This window comes from Rhodococcus sp. TAF43 (assembly GCF_052113525.1).
Lineage (GTDB): Bacteria > Actinomycetota > Actinomycetes > Mycobacteriales > Mycobacteriaceae > Prescottella.
Genome location: NZ_JBFRDL010000003.1, coordinates 62,200 through 78,667, shown reverse-complemented (window position 1 = coordinate 78,667; position 16,468 = coordinate 62,200). Strand labels below are relative to the sequence as shown.

The 16,468-nt window shown below is 66.7% G+C and carries 15 protein-coding genes; 8 read left to right on the top strand and 7 right to left on the bottom strand.

The window, feature by feature from the left end:
* Positions 1–7 precede the first annotated feature (7 nt).
* Positions 8–871 carry a polyphosphate kinase 2 family protein gene (locus AB4Z09_RS02865; RefSeq protein ID WP_174914949.1) on the top strand — a complete coding sequence of 288 codons (864 nt, stop codon included), beginning with the start codon at positions 8–10 and terminating at the stop codon, positions 869–871.
* Positions 872–878: 7 nt separating this feature from the next.
* Here the strand turns inward: AB4Z09_RS02865 and AB4Z09_RS02860 are convergent, their stop codons facing one another.
* Both AB4Z09_RS02860 and AB4Z09_RS02855 read right to left on the bottom strand, forming a co-directional pair.
* The gene (locus tag AB4Z09_RS02860; RefSeq protein ID WP_114718651.1) at positions 879–1,100 is read right to left on the bottom strand and encodes a hypothetical protein; all 222 of its coding nucleotides are present in this window, start codon (positions 1,098–1,100) and stop codon (positions 879–881) included.
* An 86-nt stretch (positions 1,101–1,186) separates the two neighbouring features.
* On the bottom strand, positions 1,187–2,227 hold the full coding sequence (locus tag AB4Z09_RS02855) for an NAD(P)-dependent alcohol dehydrogenase (protein ID WP_442239142.1): 1,041 nt from the start codon (positions 2,225–2,227) through the stop codon (positions 1,187–1,189).
* Between the two features lie 197 nt (positions 2,228–2,424).
* Here AB4Z09_RS02855 and AB4Z09_RS02850 point away from each other — a divergent pair, with 197 nt between their 5' ends.
* Positions 2,425–3,939 (top strand): endoglycoceramidase I, encoded by a 1,515-nt coding sequence (locus AB4Z09_RS02850; RefSeq protein WP_442239141.1) that lies wholly within the window; start codon positions 2,425–2,427, stop codon positions 3,937–3,939.
* An 84-nt stretch (positions 3,940–4,023) separates the two neighbouring features.
* Here the strand turns inward: AB4Z09_RS02850 and metE are convergent, their stop codons facing one another.
* From metE to AB4Z09_RS02825, 5 genes are all read right to left on the bottom strand, one after another.
* Entirely contained in the window at positions 4,024–6,312 is a 2,289-nt protein-coding gene (gene metE / locus AB4Z09_RS02845; protein ID WP_114718648.1) for a 5-methyltetrahydropteroyltriglutamate--homocysteine S-methyltransferase, read from the bottom strand.
* Positions 6,313–6,427: 115 nt separating this feature from the next.
* On the bottom strand, positions 6,428–7,324 hold the full coding sequence (locus AB4Z09_RS02840; protein ID WP_114718647.1) for a 3-hydroxybutyryl-CoA dehydrogenase: 897 nt from the start codon (positions 7,322–7,324) through the stop codon (positions 6,428–6,430).
* Positions 7,325–7,414: 90 nt separating this feature from the next.
* The gene (gene aceA, locus AB4Z09_RS02835) at positions 7,415–8,704 is read right to left on the bottom strand and encodes an isocitrate lyase (protein WP_114718956.1); all 1,290 of its coding nucleotides are present in this window, start codon (positions 8,702–8,704) and stop codon (positions 7,415–7,417) included.
* A 470-nt stretch (positions 8,705–9,174) separates the two neighbouring features.
* Positions 9,175–10,014 carry a hypothetical protein gene (locus AB4Z09_RS02830; protein ID WP_174912700.1) on the bottom strand — a complete coding sequence of 280 codons (840 nt, stop codon included), beginning with the start codon at positions 10,012–10,014 and terminating at the stop codon, positions 9,175–9,177.
* Between the two features lie 274 nt (positions 10,015–10,288).
* Positions 10,289–10,573, bottom strand: coding sequence for a hypothetical protein (locus AB4Z09_RS02825; RefSeq protein WP_147283448.1), 285 nt, complete (start codon positions 10,571–10,573; stop codon positions 10,289–10,291).
* Positions 10,574–10,682: 109 nt separating this feature from the next.
* Here AB4Z09_RS02825 and AB4Z09_RS02820 point away from each other — a divergent pair, with 109 nt between their 5' ends.
* The 6 genes from AB4Z09_RS02820 to urtA all read left to right on the top strand — a co-directional run bounded on the left by AB4Z09_RS02820 (position 10,683) and on the right by urtA (position 16,462).
* Positions 10,683–11,357 (top strand): DUF998 domain-containing protein, encoded by a 675-nt coding sequence (locus AB4Z09_RS02820; protein WP_442239140.1) that lies wholly within the window; start codon positions 10,683–10,685, stop codon positions 11,355–11,357.
* 53 nt (positions 11,358–11,410) lie between these two features.
* On the top strand, positions 11,411–11,860 hold the full coding sequence (locus tag AB4Z09_RS02815) for a hypothetical protein (protein WP_254622632.1): 450 nt from the start codon (positions 11,411–11,413) through the stop codon (positions 11,858–11,860).
* Between the two features lie 40 nt (positions 11,861–11,900).
* Complete coding sequence (locus AB4Z09_RS02810) at positions 11,901–12,260, top strand: YciI family protein (protein WP_254623039.1); 360 nt, start codon at positions 11,901–11,903, stop codon at positions 12,258–12,260.
* Between the two features lie 8 nt (positions 12,261–12,268).
* Positions 12,269–13,531 (top strand): RNA polymerase sigma factor, encoded by a 1,263-nt coding sequence (locus tag AB4Z09_RS02805; protein WP_174912708.1) that lies wholly within the window; start codon positions 12,269–12,271, stop codon positions 13,529–13,531.
* A 44-nt stretch (positions 13,532–13,575) separates the two neighbouring features.
* Positions 13,576–14,985, top strand: a complete 1,410-nt coding sequence (ramB, locus tag AB4Z09_RS02800) for an acetate metabolism transcriptional regulator RamB (RefSeq protein WP_114718641.1) — start codon at positions 13,576–13,578, stop codon at positions 14,983–14,985.
* A gap of 208 nt (positions 14,986–15,193) precedes the next feature.
* Positions 15,194–16,462, top strand: coding sequence for an urea ABC transporter substrate-binding protein (gene urtA / locus AB4Z09_RS02795; RefSeq protein WP_174912710.1), 1,269 nt, complete (start codon positions 15,194–15,196; stop codon positions 16,460–16,462).
* The last annotated feature ends 6 nt before the right edge of the window (positions 16,463–16,468 follow it).

The window sequence follows — 16,468 nt, the reverse complement described above, 5'->3', positions numbered from 1 at the left end:
TCGGTTCATGGGAGCGGACTCGCAGAGCGCACTGTGGACCACACCGGCGGCCGAGGCGCTTCGCGCCGGACCGCACACGAAGGTCGCGAAGATCGACGCCAAGACCACCCCGGGCTTCACCGGCAACAAGGCCGACGGCGAGCGGATGCTCGAGGAACGCGGCGCGGCGCTGTCGGCGCTGCAGGAGAAGCTGTACGCCAACGGCCGCTTGGGAGACAAGCGTTCGGTGCTGCTGATCCTGCAGGGCATGGACACCGCGGGCAAGGGCGGCATGGTCCGGCACGTCATCGGCCATGTCGATCCGCAGGGCGTCGACCATGCCGCGTTCGGGGTGCCGACGCCGGAGGAGAAGCGCCACCACTACCTGTGGCGGATCAACAAGGCCCTCCCCCGCGGCGGCCAGTTGGGGGTGTTCGACCGGTCCCACTACGAGGACGTCCTGGTGGTTCGTGTCCACGACCTCGTGCCACCGGAGGTGTGGCGCGGACGCTACGACGAGATCAACCAGTTCGAGCGCGAACTGGTCTACAGCGGCACGACGTTGGTGAAGGTCGCGATGTTCGTCTCGCTCGACGAGCAGAAGGCGCGACTCGCCGAGCGCCTGGAGCGTCGCGACAAGTACTGGAAGTACAACCCGGGCGACGTCACCGAGCGTGCGCTGTGGCCGCAGTACCAGCAGGCGTATCAGGCGCTGCTGGACAAGACGTCCACCGAGTACGCACCGTGGTACGTCGTGCCGTGTGATCGCAAGTGGTACAGCAGAATTGCGGTGACGGAACTGTTGATCGACGCACTGTCCCGGCTCGACCTGGACTGGCCCGAGGCAGAGTTCGACATCGACGTCGAGAAGGAGCGCCTGGCGCGCTCCTGACGACCGTCTACAGCATGTGCGGCGTGCTGTGGTGCACCTTGTGGTCGTGGTGGGTGACCCCGCCGAAGATCAATGCCGATCCGGCCAGGCACAGGAAGCTGACCAGCCCGGCGATCAGGGCCCATCCCGCGAATCCGCCGCCTGCGGCAACGAGGAACAGTCCGAGCGTGGCGATGCCGACCAGGGCCAGTGCGTATCCGGCCCACCCTGCGAAGTCGTTCAGAGTCATCTGATGCTCCCTCCTCGATGTCGGGCTTCGAGGTCTGTGACACGAAACTACGCCGCATCGAGGAGGGGCAACAGGTACGGCAAATATCAGAAAGTGGCCGCGTCGATCACGAACCGGTATCGCACATCGCTGGCGACGACGCGGTCGTAGGCCTCGTTGATCTTCTCGGCCGGGATCACCTCGATCTCCGCACCGATGCCGTGCGCGGCGCAGAAGTCGAGCATCTCCTGAGTCTGCGGGATGCCGCCGACGAGCGAGCCCGCGAGGCTGCGCCGGTTCTTGAGCAGCGAGAATCCGCGGACGCTGATCGGATTCTCGGGCAGCCCCAGCTCGACGAGGGTGCCGTCGACCGCGAGCATCGACAGGTACCGGTCCATGTCGAGGTTCACCGACACGGTGTTGAGGATCAGGTCGAACCGGCCGCGCAGCGTCTTGAAGGTCTCCTTCTCCGCGGTCGCGTAGTAGTGGTCGGCGCCGAAGCGCACGCCGTCGTCCTTCTTGCTCAGCGACTGACTGAGCACGGTCACCTCGGCGCCCATCGCGTGCGCGATCTTGACGCCGATGTGGCCGAGACCGCCCAGGCCGACGATCGCGACCTTCTTACCCGGGCCGGCACCCCAGTGGGCGAGCGGCGAGTACAGCGTGATGCCGGCGCACAGCAGCGGTGCCGCGACATCGAGCGCGAGGCCGTCGGGGATCGACAGAACGAACTCTTCGTTCACGACGACGTGCGTGGAATATCCACCGGCCGTGCGCTTTCCGTCACGACCGACGGTGTTGTAGGTGTCGACGACGCCGTTCTCGCAGTACTGCTCCTCACCGGCCTTACAGCTGGCGCAGGCGCGGCACGAGTCGACGAAGCAGCCGACGCCGACGCGGTCACCGACGGCGTGCCGGGTCACCTCGGATCCGACCTCGGTGACGATGCCGGCGATCTCGTGGCCCGGCACGACGGGATAGCTGGTCGCACCCCACTCGTTGCGCGCGGTGTGGATGTCCGAGTGACAGATACCCGCGTACTTGATCTCGATGAGGACGTCGCGCGGACCGACGTCACGACGTTCGATGGTGGTCTTCTCGAGGGGCGCGTCGGCAGAGTTCGCGGCGTAGGCGGAGACGGTAAGCATGCGTACATGCCTACCCGTCATCGGGGAGTGACACACATCGGGCGCCGCCGGAAATCCACTGACCTGCGCCGATACCCCGGGACCAATTCCACCGAAACGCCCCGCACGCGACTTCCGCCGCTCTAGCATCGCCACAACTGAACAGTTGTCCACATCTTGCCCGAGAGTTTCTCACCCAACGTGAACCGAGGGATCGAATGTGTAAACCTGGCTCAGCGTTCGCAGCGGTCATCGCGGCGTCCGCGCTCTTCCTCACCACGGGCGGCACGGCCGCCGCGCAACCACCGTCCACGCCCGCGACCGCATTGCACGCCGAGGGGACGCAACTCGTCGACGGCTACGGCCGGACGGTGCTGCTGCACGGTGTCAACAACGTCGACAAGGATGCCCCGTACCTGCCGCCGGGTGAGACCCTCACGTCCCGAGACGTGGACATGCTCGTCGAGCACGGCTTCAACACGGTAAGGCTCGGGACCTCATTCGACGCGCTCATGCCCGCCCGGGGGCAGATCGACGACGCCTACCTCGACCGGATCACCGGAGTGGTCGACGCACTCACCGCGCGCGGCATCCACGTTCTGCTCGACAATCATCAGGACGGGCTCTCGAAGCCGTGGGGCGGCAACGGATTCCCCGCGTGGGCGATCGAGTCGCGGCCGGAGGCATGGGAACCGAATCCCGGCTTCCCGCTGTACTACGTGATGCCGAGCATGAATGCCGGCTGGGACGAGGTCTGGAACAACACGCACGGCGCGCTCGACTATCTCGGCACCGCGCTCGGCGCACTGGCCGCGCGGGTGGAGGGCAAACCGGGCGTGATGGGCATCGAGCTCATGAACGAACCCTGGCCCGGCTCGCCGTTCCTGACCTGCTTCCCCAACGGGTGCCCCGACTTCGACCGCAAGTACCACGGCGCGATGCAGAAGCTGACGGATGCCGTCCGCGCCGAGAATCCGACGATCCCCGTGTACTGGGAGCCGAACGTCACGTGGAACCAGATGATGCCGTCGAATCTGTTCAACCCGCCTGTGACACCAGCTGTCGCCGGCCCCGACACGGTCTTCGCGCCGCACGACTACTGCATCCCCAGCCAGCTCGCGATCTATCTCGGCCTGCCACAAGCGCTGCGGGAACTGTGCGTTTCGCAGCAGGACCTCACGTGGTCCCACATCGACGAGATGACCGAGCGCGCGAACATCCCCACCGTGGTGACCGAATTCGGTGACGGCGATCCGACGGTCCTGAGGAACACCCTCGCGCGCGCCGACGAGCGCTTCATCGGCTGGCAGTACTGGCATTTCGGGTCGAACAACGTCACCGACCCGTTCCTCGGCGACGTCGGCCGGCAGCTCGTCCGGACCTACCCGCAGGCCACGGCGGGCGATCCCGGTCGGATGATCTTCGACGCCGACAACGGCGACTTCGCCTACCGGTACACGCCGCGGGCGGCGACGCGGCCCACCGAGATCTACGTCTCCGACCTGCACTACCCCGACGGCTACGAGGTGCAGGTGGACGGCGGACACGTGACGTCCGCGGCCGGTGCCCGCATCGTCACCGTCGCCGCCGACGGCAGTGGACCGGTGACCGTGAAAGTCCACCGGCCCGGGTCGCCGGGGGCCGAGGTGCCGGACGGACCGATCAGCACGGGATCGTCGGGCAGCACCGGGTCACTCGGCAGTTCCGGGTCATCCGGCAGCGCCGGGTCCTAGCCGCAGCGTCACCGCCGAGAAGACAGCGCACCGGGACCGGACCCGCAGACGGTCCGGTCCCGGTGCACTGCTCGATCGGCGCGCCTACCCCTGCGCGGCACGCCGCCGCAAGCGCCGGGCCGCCGCAACCAGGTTGCGCAGCGACGGCTCGAGCTGCCAGTAGTGGCGGGTCTTGAGCCCGCCGTCGGGGTTCGCCCACAGCCGGTCGAGGTCCACCGATTCGGCGGCCTCGGTGAGCAGGGCGTCGAGTTCGTCGATGTCGGGGATCCGCGCCGAACGGCTCTCGTACACACCGGGTCCGACGCCGTGCGTGAGCGCCTTCTCCTTGATCGCGTCGAGTACCCAGCCGATCGAACGCGTCGCGACGATCGCGGTGACGTCGGCGTCGAGTCGCTCGATCGCGTCGACCACCGACCGCTGGCCCGAGTACGTCAGGTGCGTGTGGATCTGCGTTTCCGGCTTGGCACCGCCCGTCGCGAGACGGAACGCGTCGACCGCCCAGTCCAGGTACTCCTTGCGCCCGGTTTCCCGCAGCGGCAACAGTTCCCGGATGGCCGGCTCGTCGACCTGGATGATCGCGATGCCCGCGGCCTCGAGGTCGGCGATCTCGTCCCGGATCGCGAGCGCCAACTGGTCCGCGGTCTCGTGCAGCGGCTGGTCCTGGCGCACGAACGAGCGCGCCAGCATCGTGACCGGACCGGTGAGCATGCCCTTGACCGGCTTGTCGGTGAGCGACTGCGCGTACGAGATCCACTCCACCGTCATCGGCTCGGGCCGCCGGACGTCGCCGTACAGCACCGGCGGGCGCGTGCACCGCGAACCGTACGCCTGCACCCAGCCGTTGTGGGTGAACGCGTAGCCGTCGAGCAACTCCGCGAAGTACTGGATCATGTCGTTGCGCTCGTGCTCGCCGTGCACGAACACGTCCAGGCCGATGTCCTCCTGCAACGCGATGGTGCGGGCGATCTCGTCCTGGATGCGCTTGTAGTACTCGTCCCAGCCGAGACGCCCCTGGCCCAGGTCGTAGCGGGCCTGACGGATCGCATCGGTCTGCGGGAACGAGCCCAGTGTGGTCGCCGGCACCGACGGCAGGTTCAGCCGGGCCTGCTGCGCGACGCGACGCTCCTCGTATGGTGCGCGGACGCGGTGCGCGGACGTGATCGCATTGACCCGCGCCCGGACGTCGTGCTTCTGCTTGAAGTGCACCGACGTCGGCTTCTTGCGCCAACGGTCCGACGGACCCTCGGTGAGCGCCTTCGCGAGCGAGACCACCTCGCCGACCTTCTGCTTCGCGAAGGCGAGGCGGTCGGCGACGTCACCGGGCATGTCGTACTCCATGAGCACGTCGTACGGGACGTGCAGCAGCGAGCACGACGTCGACACGACCAGATCCGGGACGACGTCCTTGATCTGGTTGAGGTAGGTCAGGGTGTTGAACCGGTCGACGCGCCACACGTTGCGGCCGTCGACGATGCCGGCGTAGATCCGCTTGCGCCTGATGCCGGGGATCTTCGCGAGTTCCTCGGCGGTGATGCGGCCGTTGATCAGGTCCAGGCCGAGCGCCTCGACGGGGGTGGCAGCCAGGATCGGCAGCGCGTCGCCGAGGTGTCCGTACGGTCCGGTGACGAGGATGCGCGGACGCAGCGGGGCGTGTGCGAGCGTCTCGTACGTGCGGCCGAGCGCTGCCAACTCCTCGGGGGACCGGTCCTCGGTGAAGCACGGCTCGTCGAGCTGGATGCACGTGGCACCGGCCTTGGCGAGCTGCGCGAACAGCTTCTCGTACTGCGGCAGGAGCTGATCGAGCAGATCGAGGGTCGTGAACCCCTCCTGGGTGGATCCGGGTGCGATCTTCGACAGCAGCAGCAGCGAGATCGGCCCGAGAACCACCGGTCGCAGCTCGATACCGAGCGCCTTGGCCCGCTCGAACTCGTCGAACAGCGTCTCCGAATGCAGTTCGAAGGTGGTGCGCTCGTCCAGCTCGGGCTGACGGTAGTGGTAGTTGGTGCCGAAGAAGCGCACCAGCTCGAGCGGCGGGAAGTCGGGCCGGCCGCGAGCCATCGTGAAGTAGAAGTCGAGTGGGTCGAGCTCACCCTGCAGCGGGGCGAAACGCTCCGGGACCGCACCGAACAGCAGCGCGTTGTCGAGCACGTGGTCGTAGTACGAGAACGTGTTGCCGGGAACCTGCGTCAGCCCCGTGGCGGCCAGCTCGCTCCACGTCTGCTCCTGCAGTTCCTGTGCGACGGAGACGAGTTCGGCCTTGGTGCCGGTCCCGTGCCAGTAGGCCTCGAGGGCCCGCTTGAGCTCGCGACGGGGCCCGATGCGGGGGTATCCGAGGACGCTGGATCCGTACCCGGCGGTGTTTGCGGCGGACATGCGGATCGACCTTTCCCTTCAAGCACCTTGCGCCCGTACGCCTTTTCCGCTGCCGAGAGTGCGGAGAAGGCGCACGGGCGCCGAGGAGCGGGCTGGTGTTGCCGTAAAGTGCTGTCTAGCTTGCCTTTTTGGTGACACGGCCGTTGTCGGCGTATTCATAGAAGCCGGCACCCGACTTCTTGCCGACGAGCCCTGCCTCGACCATCCGCAGCAGCAGTGGCGGGGCCGAGTACAGCGGCTCCTTGAACTCCTCGTACATCGAGTCGGCGATCGACTTGACGGTGTCAAGTCCCACCAGATCGGTCAGCGCGAGCGGACCCATCGGGTGCGCACATCCGAGCACCATCGCCTTGTCGACGTCTTCCTTGGTGGCGAATCCGGACTCCACCATGCGGATCGCGGAGAGCAGGTACGGCACCAGCAGGGCGTTGACGACGAAACCGGAACGGTCCGCCGAACGCACGACCTGCTTGCCGAGCAGCTCACTCGCGAACGCCTCCGCTCGCTCCGACACCGCGGGGCTGGTCTTGAGCGTGGTGACCAGCTCGACGAGCGGAAGGACGGGCACCGGGTTGAAGAAGTGCATGCCGATCACACGCTCCGGCGCCTTGGTGGCGATACCCAGCTTCATGATCGGGATGGACGACGTGTTCGACGCGAGCACCGCGTCCGGGTCCGTCACGATCGAGTCGAGTTCGGTGAAGATCTCACTCTTGATCTTCTCGTCCTCGACGACGGCCTCCACTACGAGCTGCCGGTCGGCGAAGTCGCCGAGATCGGAGGTGAAGCGCAGCCGCCAGGCGGCCTGCTCCCGCTCCCGCTCGGTGATCTTGCCACTGCTCACTCCGCGATCGAGCGAGCGCAGGATGCGCGAGCGTCCTGCCGCCGCGAGTTCGCGGGTCTGCTCGAACACCAGCACGTCGACGTGTGCACGGGCGCACACCTCGGCGATTCCGGAACCCATGATGCCGGCGCCGATCACGCCGACGCGCTGAATCTTTTCGCTGGTCACGTCAGCTCCTTTTCGGATAGTGGAGGTCGGGTCCCTCGGGAGGGATCAGCGTGGAGGACACCCCGCCGATCCCTCCCTCGGGGCGAGGGCCTAGTGGAACTGGCCCTCTTCGGTGGAGCCCTTCAGGGCAGCCGTGGAGGTGTTCGGGTCGACCGTGGTGGCGATGCTGTCGAAGTAGCCGGCGCCGACCTCACGCTGGTGCTTGATGGCGGTGAAGCCGCGCTCCTCGGCAGCCTTGAACTCGCGCTCCTGCAGGTCGACGAAGGCGGTCATGCCCTCGCGGGCGTAGCCGTGAGCCAGGTCGAACATGCCGTAGTTGAGCGAGTGGAAGCCGGCCAGCGTGATGAACTGGAACTTGAAGCCCATCGCGCCGAGCTCCTTCTGGAACTTCGCGATGGTCGAGTCGTCCAGGTGCGCCTTCCAGTTGAAAGACGGCGAGCAGTTGTAGGCGAGCAGCTGGTCCGGGAACTCGCTGCGGACGGCCTCGGCGAACTTCTTCGCGACCTCGAGGTCCGGCACACCGGTCTCCATCCAGATGAGGTCGGAGTACGGGGCGTAGGCCTTGGCGCGAGCGATGCAGGGCTCGATGCCGTTCTTGACGCCGTAGAAGCCCTCGGCCGTGCGGGTGCCGTCGAGGAACTCGCGGTCACGCTCGTCGACGTCGGAGGTCAGCAGCGTGGCGGCCTCGGCGTCGGTGCGGGCGATGACGACCGTCGGGACGTCGGCGACGTCGGCCGCGAGACGAGCCGAGGTCAGGGTGCGGATGTGCTGCTGGGTGGGGATGAGCACCTTGCCACCGAGGTGGCCGCACTTCTTCTCCGACGCGAGCTGGTCCTCCCAGTGCGAACCGGCGACACCGGCCGCGATCATGGCCTTCTGCAGCTCGTAGACGTTGAGCGCGCCACCGAAGCCGGCCTCGCCGTCCGCGACGATCGGAGCGAGCCAGTTGTCGACCGAGGTGTCACCCTCGACCTTGGCGATCTCGTCGGCGCGCAGCAGCGCGTTGTTGATGCGGCGGACGACCTGCGGCACGGAGTTGGCCGGGTACAGGCTCTGGTCCGGGTAGGTGTGGCCGGAGAGGTTCGCGTCGCCGGCGACCTGCCACCCGGAGAGGTAGATGGCCTTGAGGCCCGCACGGACCTGCTGGACCGCCTGGTTGCCGGTGAGGGCGCCCAGCGAGTTGATGTAGTCCTCGTTGTTCACGAGATCCCAGAGGATCTCGGAGCCGCGGCGGGCGAGGGTGGCCTCTTCGACCACGGTGCCCTGGAGCTTGACGACCTGCTCCGCGGTGTAGTTGCGGGTGACGCCCTTCCAGCGCGGGTTGGTGTCCCAGTCCTGCTGGATCTGCTCGGCGGTCTTCGGAGTACCGGTCGTCGACATCGAAAGCTCCACTTCTTCTCTGCTGCTTTGCCCGGTACGGATGTACTGCTTCACATCGTTGCCAGGCCGTTCGGATGTACAAACCGACAATGACACAGACGAAAACCGCCGTCTACCTGTTGCTAATGCCAATCTTCGCTAGCTTTTCATTTCAATCTGCAAAGCTTGCTAATTTTTGCAGAGCCAAGCAGTTGCTTGGGTTACCGCCGAGTAGGTACCGAAAGTTACCCGCAAGTAGGCATCTACCTCGGGGTTCGCCGGCGATTCCCGGCGGCAAGCGGAACGTGAAATCGGACACGTGGGCACCGACACAGACGGACGTCCCCGGCCGGGTTGCGAAGGGTCCTGTGAGGGCAATCACAGGGTTGCGAAGATGTTCCGTACGTCGGAACGATCGAAAACGAGGGTTACAGATACTTTTCCGAGGGGGTCCGTGGGGTCGGTGGGGCCGGTGGGGAGCCCTCGAGGCCCTAGCGACCCGGTTCGCTGCCGACGATCGCAACTCTTGCGAAGCCGTAGCGGGCGTCGAGCGGCCTCGCCGACGGCGTCATCTCGTAGGCGTGGGGTCCGAACTCGGCACATTCGATGACGGCCGACCCCGACACGATCGGCGACAGGCGGGTCACCTTCCACCGGGTGTGGACGAGTTCGCCGGTATCCGCCGTGTCGGCGCCGGAGGCCGCGGCGTTCCGCAGAATCAACTGTTCGTTCCAGCTCTGGTGGGCGAGCCAATCGGGCGTCAACTGCGTCCTCTGCGATCCGCAGTCGGCGAGATCGACGGTGCCGACGATTCCTCGGCCGCCGCCGTCAGCCGGAGCGATCGCGAAACCCATCCCGCCGACACCGTTGACGAGCTCGAGTTGGGCCTGCGGAATGCTCGGCAGCCGGAAGATGTCCTGGCCCGCCTGATCCTCGATCGGCGTGCCGGCGAGGATGTCGGACGTGTAGGCGCTCTCCTCCCGGCTCCCGGGGTGGAGACAGCTGCACGACAGCCCGGCGAACAGGCGACCGAACGGGTCCTCGACGTCGTTCGAGTCGGTGGACAGCGGATCGACGATCCACACCGCGATCCGAGGCCGCTCCGGGACGATCAACGGTTCGGGCAGCAGCGCCCGTGCGAAACGCCGGTTGATGTCAGTGGTCAGAACGAGCCAGCGGGCCGTCACCGACGCCGCGCTGAGCTCCCCCGCCTCGTCGCCCGCTCCCGCCGCAGAGTCTGTCGGCGTGATGTCGTCCTCGCAGAACGGCGGGGCAAGGAGCGTCGGCTGGGCGAGCCCGCTCGGCGAGCGGCGCTTCGAGGTAAAGATCATCGTGACCTCAGACGAACCTGGTCGAGTGGCGGTCCCGCATCTGTGGAACCTCGGCCTCCGGACAGGGAGCAGCACACGCCCTGTTCAACGGGGGCGAACGTGAGCCGGCGACGCCCGTCGTGCGGCAGGCGTCCACATCGTTCCGCTCGGGACGTGCAGGCCCTCCCCGCGCGACCCAAACTGCCTCGCAACCAATGCTTTACGAAAACGTGCATTTGGCTGTCGCCCAGCATTTTCCAGGATCACCGAGATGTCAAGACTTGTTCCTGAAACGTCATAATCGGTCTGTTCGGGAGTCCCGGTCCGGTTTGTTCGGTTGCGCCGCGAGCGGGGTGTCCCCACGCCGAGCGGACGGCCCGGTCACGGCGCCGAAAGGTCGCTCGTCACGGATGTACCAGACCACCCACGTCACCGGGAAGAACAACCCGGACCCCGCCGCCGGAATCGGTCGTTGTCCGCGTCGGTGCGCGCCCGTCGACGTCAACCCGGCGAAGACGAGCCAGACGACGACTACGACGCCTGCCGCCGCCACCACACCTACAACCCCCGGAGCTCCCATGCGCCCACCCTACGAGTCTCCGCGAAGAAAAGTTGTCGAGTGATGTCGAAAGGCGGCGTCGTGCTCCGAGGTAGCAGCGAATGACGAGATACGAGGAGAGGAAAGAACGATGATCGCGATCGATCACGCGGCACCTGCCGCACATCCGACAGCCGGACAGAGCCGGCGCCTGCTCATGTGCGGCGTGGTGGCGGGGCCGCTGTACCTCACCGTGACAGCCGCCCAACTGCTCACCCGCGACGGCTTCGATTCGGCCCGACACCCACTGAGCCTGCTGAGCCTGGGCACGTTCGGGTGGATCCAGATCGCCAACTTCGTCGTGGCGGGTGTCTTGTTCTTCGCCGGTGCCCTCGGAATGCGACGAGTCATGGTCGGGGGTGTCGGCCGGACGTGGGGACCACGACTGATCGGATTCTTCGCCCTGACCCTGGTGTGGGCGGGAGTGTTCGTCCCGGATCCGTCCGACGGATTCCCGACGAATTCGTCTGTCGAGGCCGCGCCCACCATGCACGGGATCCTGCACAGCGTCGCACCGGTCCTCGCGTTCCTCGTGCTCATCGCCGCGTGTGTCGTGTTCGCGCGCAGGTTCTTTCGCCAGGGCCACCGCGGCTGGGCCGTGTACAGCGCCGGCGTCGCCCTCGCACTGCTCGCACCGGACGTCCTCATCGGCCGCACCGGATTCACCGTCGCCCTCGCTGCCGCCGCGGTCGTGGGTTGGACGTGGGTCTCTGCGATTGCCCTCCACCTGGCGCGATCCGCCGGCCACCACCGCGGTCGCGCATGACCGGTCACCCGCGACCCGATTTCCGTATCGACCGAACCCGAAAGGACACGACGATGACCGAGCAGGATATGACCCGGCAGGTGCCCCAGCCGTCTGCCGAACTGAACGCCCTCGACAGGCTCGTGGGCACGTGGCGCGTCACCGGCGGCGCCGAAGGAACCGTCACGTATTCATGGATGGAGGGCGGCTACTTCCTCGTGCAGAACGTCGATCTCGAGCAGTTCGGCGAAGCAGTCACCGGCACCGAATTCATCGGCAACCTGCGCCCCTTCGGCGAGGAGCGGAGTACGGACGTGGTGTCCCGCTTCTACGACAACCAGGGCAACACGCTCGACTATGTCTACGATCTTGTCGGTGACACGCTGACGATCTGGGGCGGGGCGAAGGGTTCGCCCGCGTACTTCCGTGGGACGTTCTCCGCCGACGATTCGGTCCTCGACGGCGGGTGGATCTACCCCGGAGGGGGCGGGTATCCGTCGACCATGACCCGGATCGCACGTTGAATCGATGCGCTTCGACGGAGGGGAGCCGATTGTGAAGTACATGCTTCTGGCCTACACCAACCAGGCCGACTGGGAATCCGTGGACGTCACGAGCACCGAGTTCCAGGAGATGTGCGCGTTCTACGAGAACCTCGAGAGGGAACTCACCGAGACTGGCGAACTGGTTATGACGCAGGGCCTTTCGGACCCTTCGCTGACCAAGACGGTGCGCAGGGTGAACGGGACTCCGGTCGCCTCCGACGGACCGTACGCCGAGTCCAAGGAGGTGCTGGCGAGCTTCTCGATCATCGAGTGTGAGTCGCACGACCGCGCACTCGCCATCACGGCCCACATCGTGGACGCCATCGGTGACACGGTCGAACTGCGACCGGTCATGGAGGGCGACCCGGCCGAGATCTGAGAACCCGGATGGCCGATCCGCGCATCGAGCACCTGCTGCGTGACCTCGCGCCGCAGGTGCTCGGCGCGCTGGTACGCCGCTACGGCCGCTTCGACGTCGCGGAGGACGCGGTGCAGGAGTCGTTGCTCGCCGCAGCGCTGCAGTGGCCGAGCGAGGGCATACCCACCGATCCCCGCCCCTGGTTGATCCGGGTCGCCTCGCGGCGGATGATCGACCAGCTCCGCAGCGACCAGGCACGTCGGCGACGGGAGGAGACCGCGGCACTGCAGACGACGGCACAGGACGTGCTCGCGCCACCGGCCGACGTCGGCCCATCGGCCGGCGAGGACGACTCGCTGACGGTGCTGTTCATGTGTTGTCACCCCGCGCTGAGCACCATGTCGCAGATCGCGCTCACGCTGCGGGCGGTGGGCGGTCTGACCACTGCCGAGATCGCTGCGGCGCTCCTCACTCCGGAATCCACCGTCGGCCAACGGATCAGTCGGGCCAAGACACAGATCAAGCGCTCCGGTACGCCGTTCGCGATGCCCGAGGACCACGAGCGAACCACGCGTCTCGGCACCGTCCTGCACGTGCTCTATCTGATCTTCAACGAGGGCTACACCAGTACCTCGGGCCCGAATCTGCAGCGAGTCGAGCTGTCGAGCGAGGCGATCCGGCTCACGCGCGTCGTGCATCGTGTGTTACCCGACGACGGTGAGGTGTCCGGGTTGCTCGCGCTGATGCTGCTCACCGACGCACGCCGGGCAGCACGCACCGGTGGCAACGGTCGCCTGATCCCGATGGCCGAACAGGACCGATCCCGGTGGGACCGCGAACTCGTGGACGAGGGCGTCTCGATCGTCACGACCGCGATGTCGCAGACCGCTGTCGGTCCCTACCAACTGCAGGCCGCCATCGCCGCGTTGCACGACGAGGCACCCACGGCGGAGGACACCGACTGGAAGCAGATCCTCGGCCTGTACGTGCTGCTCGAGTCGATGACGGACAACCCGGCGACAACCCTCAATCGGGCGGTTGCCACCGCGATGGTCCGTGGACCCGAAGCGGGCCTGCGCGTGCTCGACACTCTCGCCGACGACGCCCGCCTCGCGCGTTCGCACCGACCCGACGCGGTCCGCGCCCACCTGCTGGAACGTCTGGGTGACACCGTCGGGGCCGCGGTCCACTATCGGTCCGCCGCCCGCAAGACCACCAGCATCCCCGAGCAGGAATACCTGCGGGCACGTGCGGCTCGACTGGCGGAAACGCCCGATCCGGACATGTGTTAAGACGAACCTTTGCACGATTAGCAGCACGCTCGTACCCTGGCGTCATGTCCAAGACCTTCGTCGGCGCCCGTCTGCGACAGCTCCGGACCGAGCGCGGGCTCAGCCAAGCCGCGCTCGCGAAGACCCTGGACATCTCGGCCAGCTACCTCAACCAGATCGAGCACGACGTCCGCCCGCTGACGGTGCCGGTGCTGCTGCGGATCAGTGAGGTGTTCGGGGTCGACACCACGTTCTTCTCGTCGCAGGACGACACCCGTCTGATCGCCGAGCTGCGGGAGGTGGCGCTCGATGACGACATGGGCATCGACGCGGACGCGCAGGAGATCGCGGAGATGGTCTCGTCGCACCCGGGCCTGGCGAAGGCGATGGTCAACATGCACCGCCGATACCGCAACACCACCGCGCAGCTGGCCGCGGCGACCGAGGACCGGTACAGCGACGGTAGCGGCAGCGGCTCGATCACGATGCCGCACGAGGAGGTGCGCGACTACTTCTACCAACGGCAGAACTACATCCACGACCTCGACACCGCGGCCGAGGAGCTGACCGCCCGGATGCGGTTCCACCGCGGCGACATCGCCGAGGGCATCGCCCGCCGGCTCGAGAACATCCACGACGTCCAGATCGTGCGCCGCATCGATCTCGGCGAGAACGTGCTGCACCGGTACGACCCCGAGACCCGGCTGCTCGAGATCTCCCCCGCCCTGTCGGGCGGGCAGCAGGTGTTCAAGTTCGCGACCGAACTCGCGTATCTCGAGTGCGGCGACCTGCTGCGCAAGCTGGTGGACGAGGGCAACTTCACCTCCGACGAGGCCCGCTCGCTCGCGATGCTGGGCCTGGCGAACTACTTCGCGGCCGCGACGGTACTGCCGTACGGCCAGTTCCACGAGATCGCGGAGGACTTCCGCTACGACATCGAGCGACTGTCGGCGTTCTACGCGATCAGCTACGAGACGATCTGCCACCGCCTGTCGACGCTGCAGCGGCCCAAGCAGCGTGGGGTGCCCTGGTCGTTCGTCCGGGTGGATCGCGCCGGCAACATGTCGAAGCGCCAGTCCGCCACCGGTTTCCACTTCTCCTCCAGTGGCGGCACGTGCCCGCTGTGGAACGTGTACGAGACCTTCGCGTATCCCGGCAAGATCATGACGCAGATCGCGCAGATGCCCGACGGCCGCAACTACCTGTGGGTGGCACGCACGGTGGAGCGTCGCGCGTCGCGCTACGGCCAGCCGGGCAAGACGTTCGCGATCGGCCTCGGCTGCGAACTGCGGCACGCGCCGCGCGTCGTCTACGCGGACGGCCTCGACCTCGGTGGCGAAACCGCGACACCGATCGGCGCGGGCTGCCGCGTGTGCGAGCGGATGAACTGTCCGCAGCGGGCGTTCCCTCCGCTCGGCAAGGATCTCGACATCAACGAGCACCGTAGCTCGGTGTCGCCGTACACGATTCGCTGATCTACCAGCGCACTTCCGGCAGCACGGCCGCTTCCGTCAGGCCGCGTGAGCAGCTGTTCATGCGGGTGTAACAACCGACACGAACTCGTCACCGACAGACATTCCGGCGCAATAACTTCCGCATACCGTGTGCGATCACGGATACAGCGTTGTATTCGCACCTCTTCGGGACAGCTCGGCGTCACATCATCGACGGAAAGGCTCGTTCATGCCTACGTTCTCCAAGCGCACCCTCGCCGCCCCCGCTGCGCTGGCGGCGTTCGGTCTGGTTCTGACCGGCTGTGGCAGCAAGGCGTCGGACACCTCCGCCGGCGGCAGCACCTCCGCGGCCTCCTGCGTGGACACCTCCGGCAACACGGTCAAGGTCGGGTCGCTGAATTCACTGTCGGGCACCATGGCGATCAGCGAGGTCACCGTCCGAGACTCGATCGCCCTCGCCGTGGAGGAGATCAACAACGCCGGCGGCGTACTGGGCAAGAAGATCCAGATCGTCGCCGAGGACGGCGCGTCGGAGCCGACCGTGTTCGCCGAGAAGGCCGAGAAGCTCATCAGCAGCGACTGTGTCGCAGCGGTTTTCGGCGGTTGGACGTCGTCGAGCCGCAAGGCGATGCTGCCGGTGTTCGAGGACAACAACGCGCTGCTCTACTACCCCGTCCAGTACGAGGGCCTCGAGGACTCCCCCAACATCTTCTACACCGGCGCCACCACCAACCAGCAGATCGTGCCGGCGCTGGACTACCTGAAGGAGAAGGGCGTCAAGTCCCTCTACCTCGTGGGCAGCGACTACGTGTTCCCGCAGACCGCGAATCGCATCATCAAGGCCTACGCCGCGGCCAACGGCATCGAGATCAAGGGCGAGGACTACACCCCGCTCGGCTCCACCGACTTCTCCACCATCGTCAACAAGGTCCGCACCGCGAACGCCGACGCCGTGTTCAACACCCTCAACGGCGACTCCAACGTCGCGTTCTTCCGCGAGTACTCCAATGTGGGCCTGAAAGCCGCTGACATGCCGGTGGTCTCGGTGTCCATCGCCGAGGAGGAAGTGGGCGGCATCGGCGCCGCGAACGTCGAGGGCCAGCTGACGGCGTGGAACTACTACCAGACGGTGGACTCGCCGGAGAACAAGAAGTTCGTCGACGCCTACAAGGCCAAGTACGGCGCGAACAAGCCGACGTCCGATCCGATGGAGGCGGCCTACACGTCGGTGTACCTGTGGAAGAACACCGTGGAGAAGGCGAATTCGTTCGGTGTGGCCGACGTCCAGGCCGCCGCTGACGGCGTCACCTTCCAGGCGCCCGAGGGTCTCGTCACCATCGACGGCGACAACCACCACATCACCAAGACCGCCCGCATCGGCGAGATCCGCGACGACGGTCTGATCTACACCGTCTGGGAGTCCGACGGCCCGATCCAGCCCGACCCGTACCTCGCGAACTACGACTGGGCGAAGAGCCTGTCCGGCGCCGGTAGCTAGCTCGCA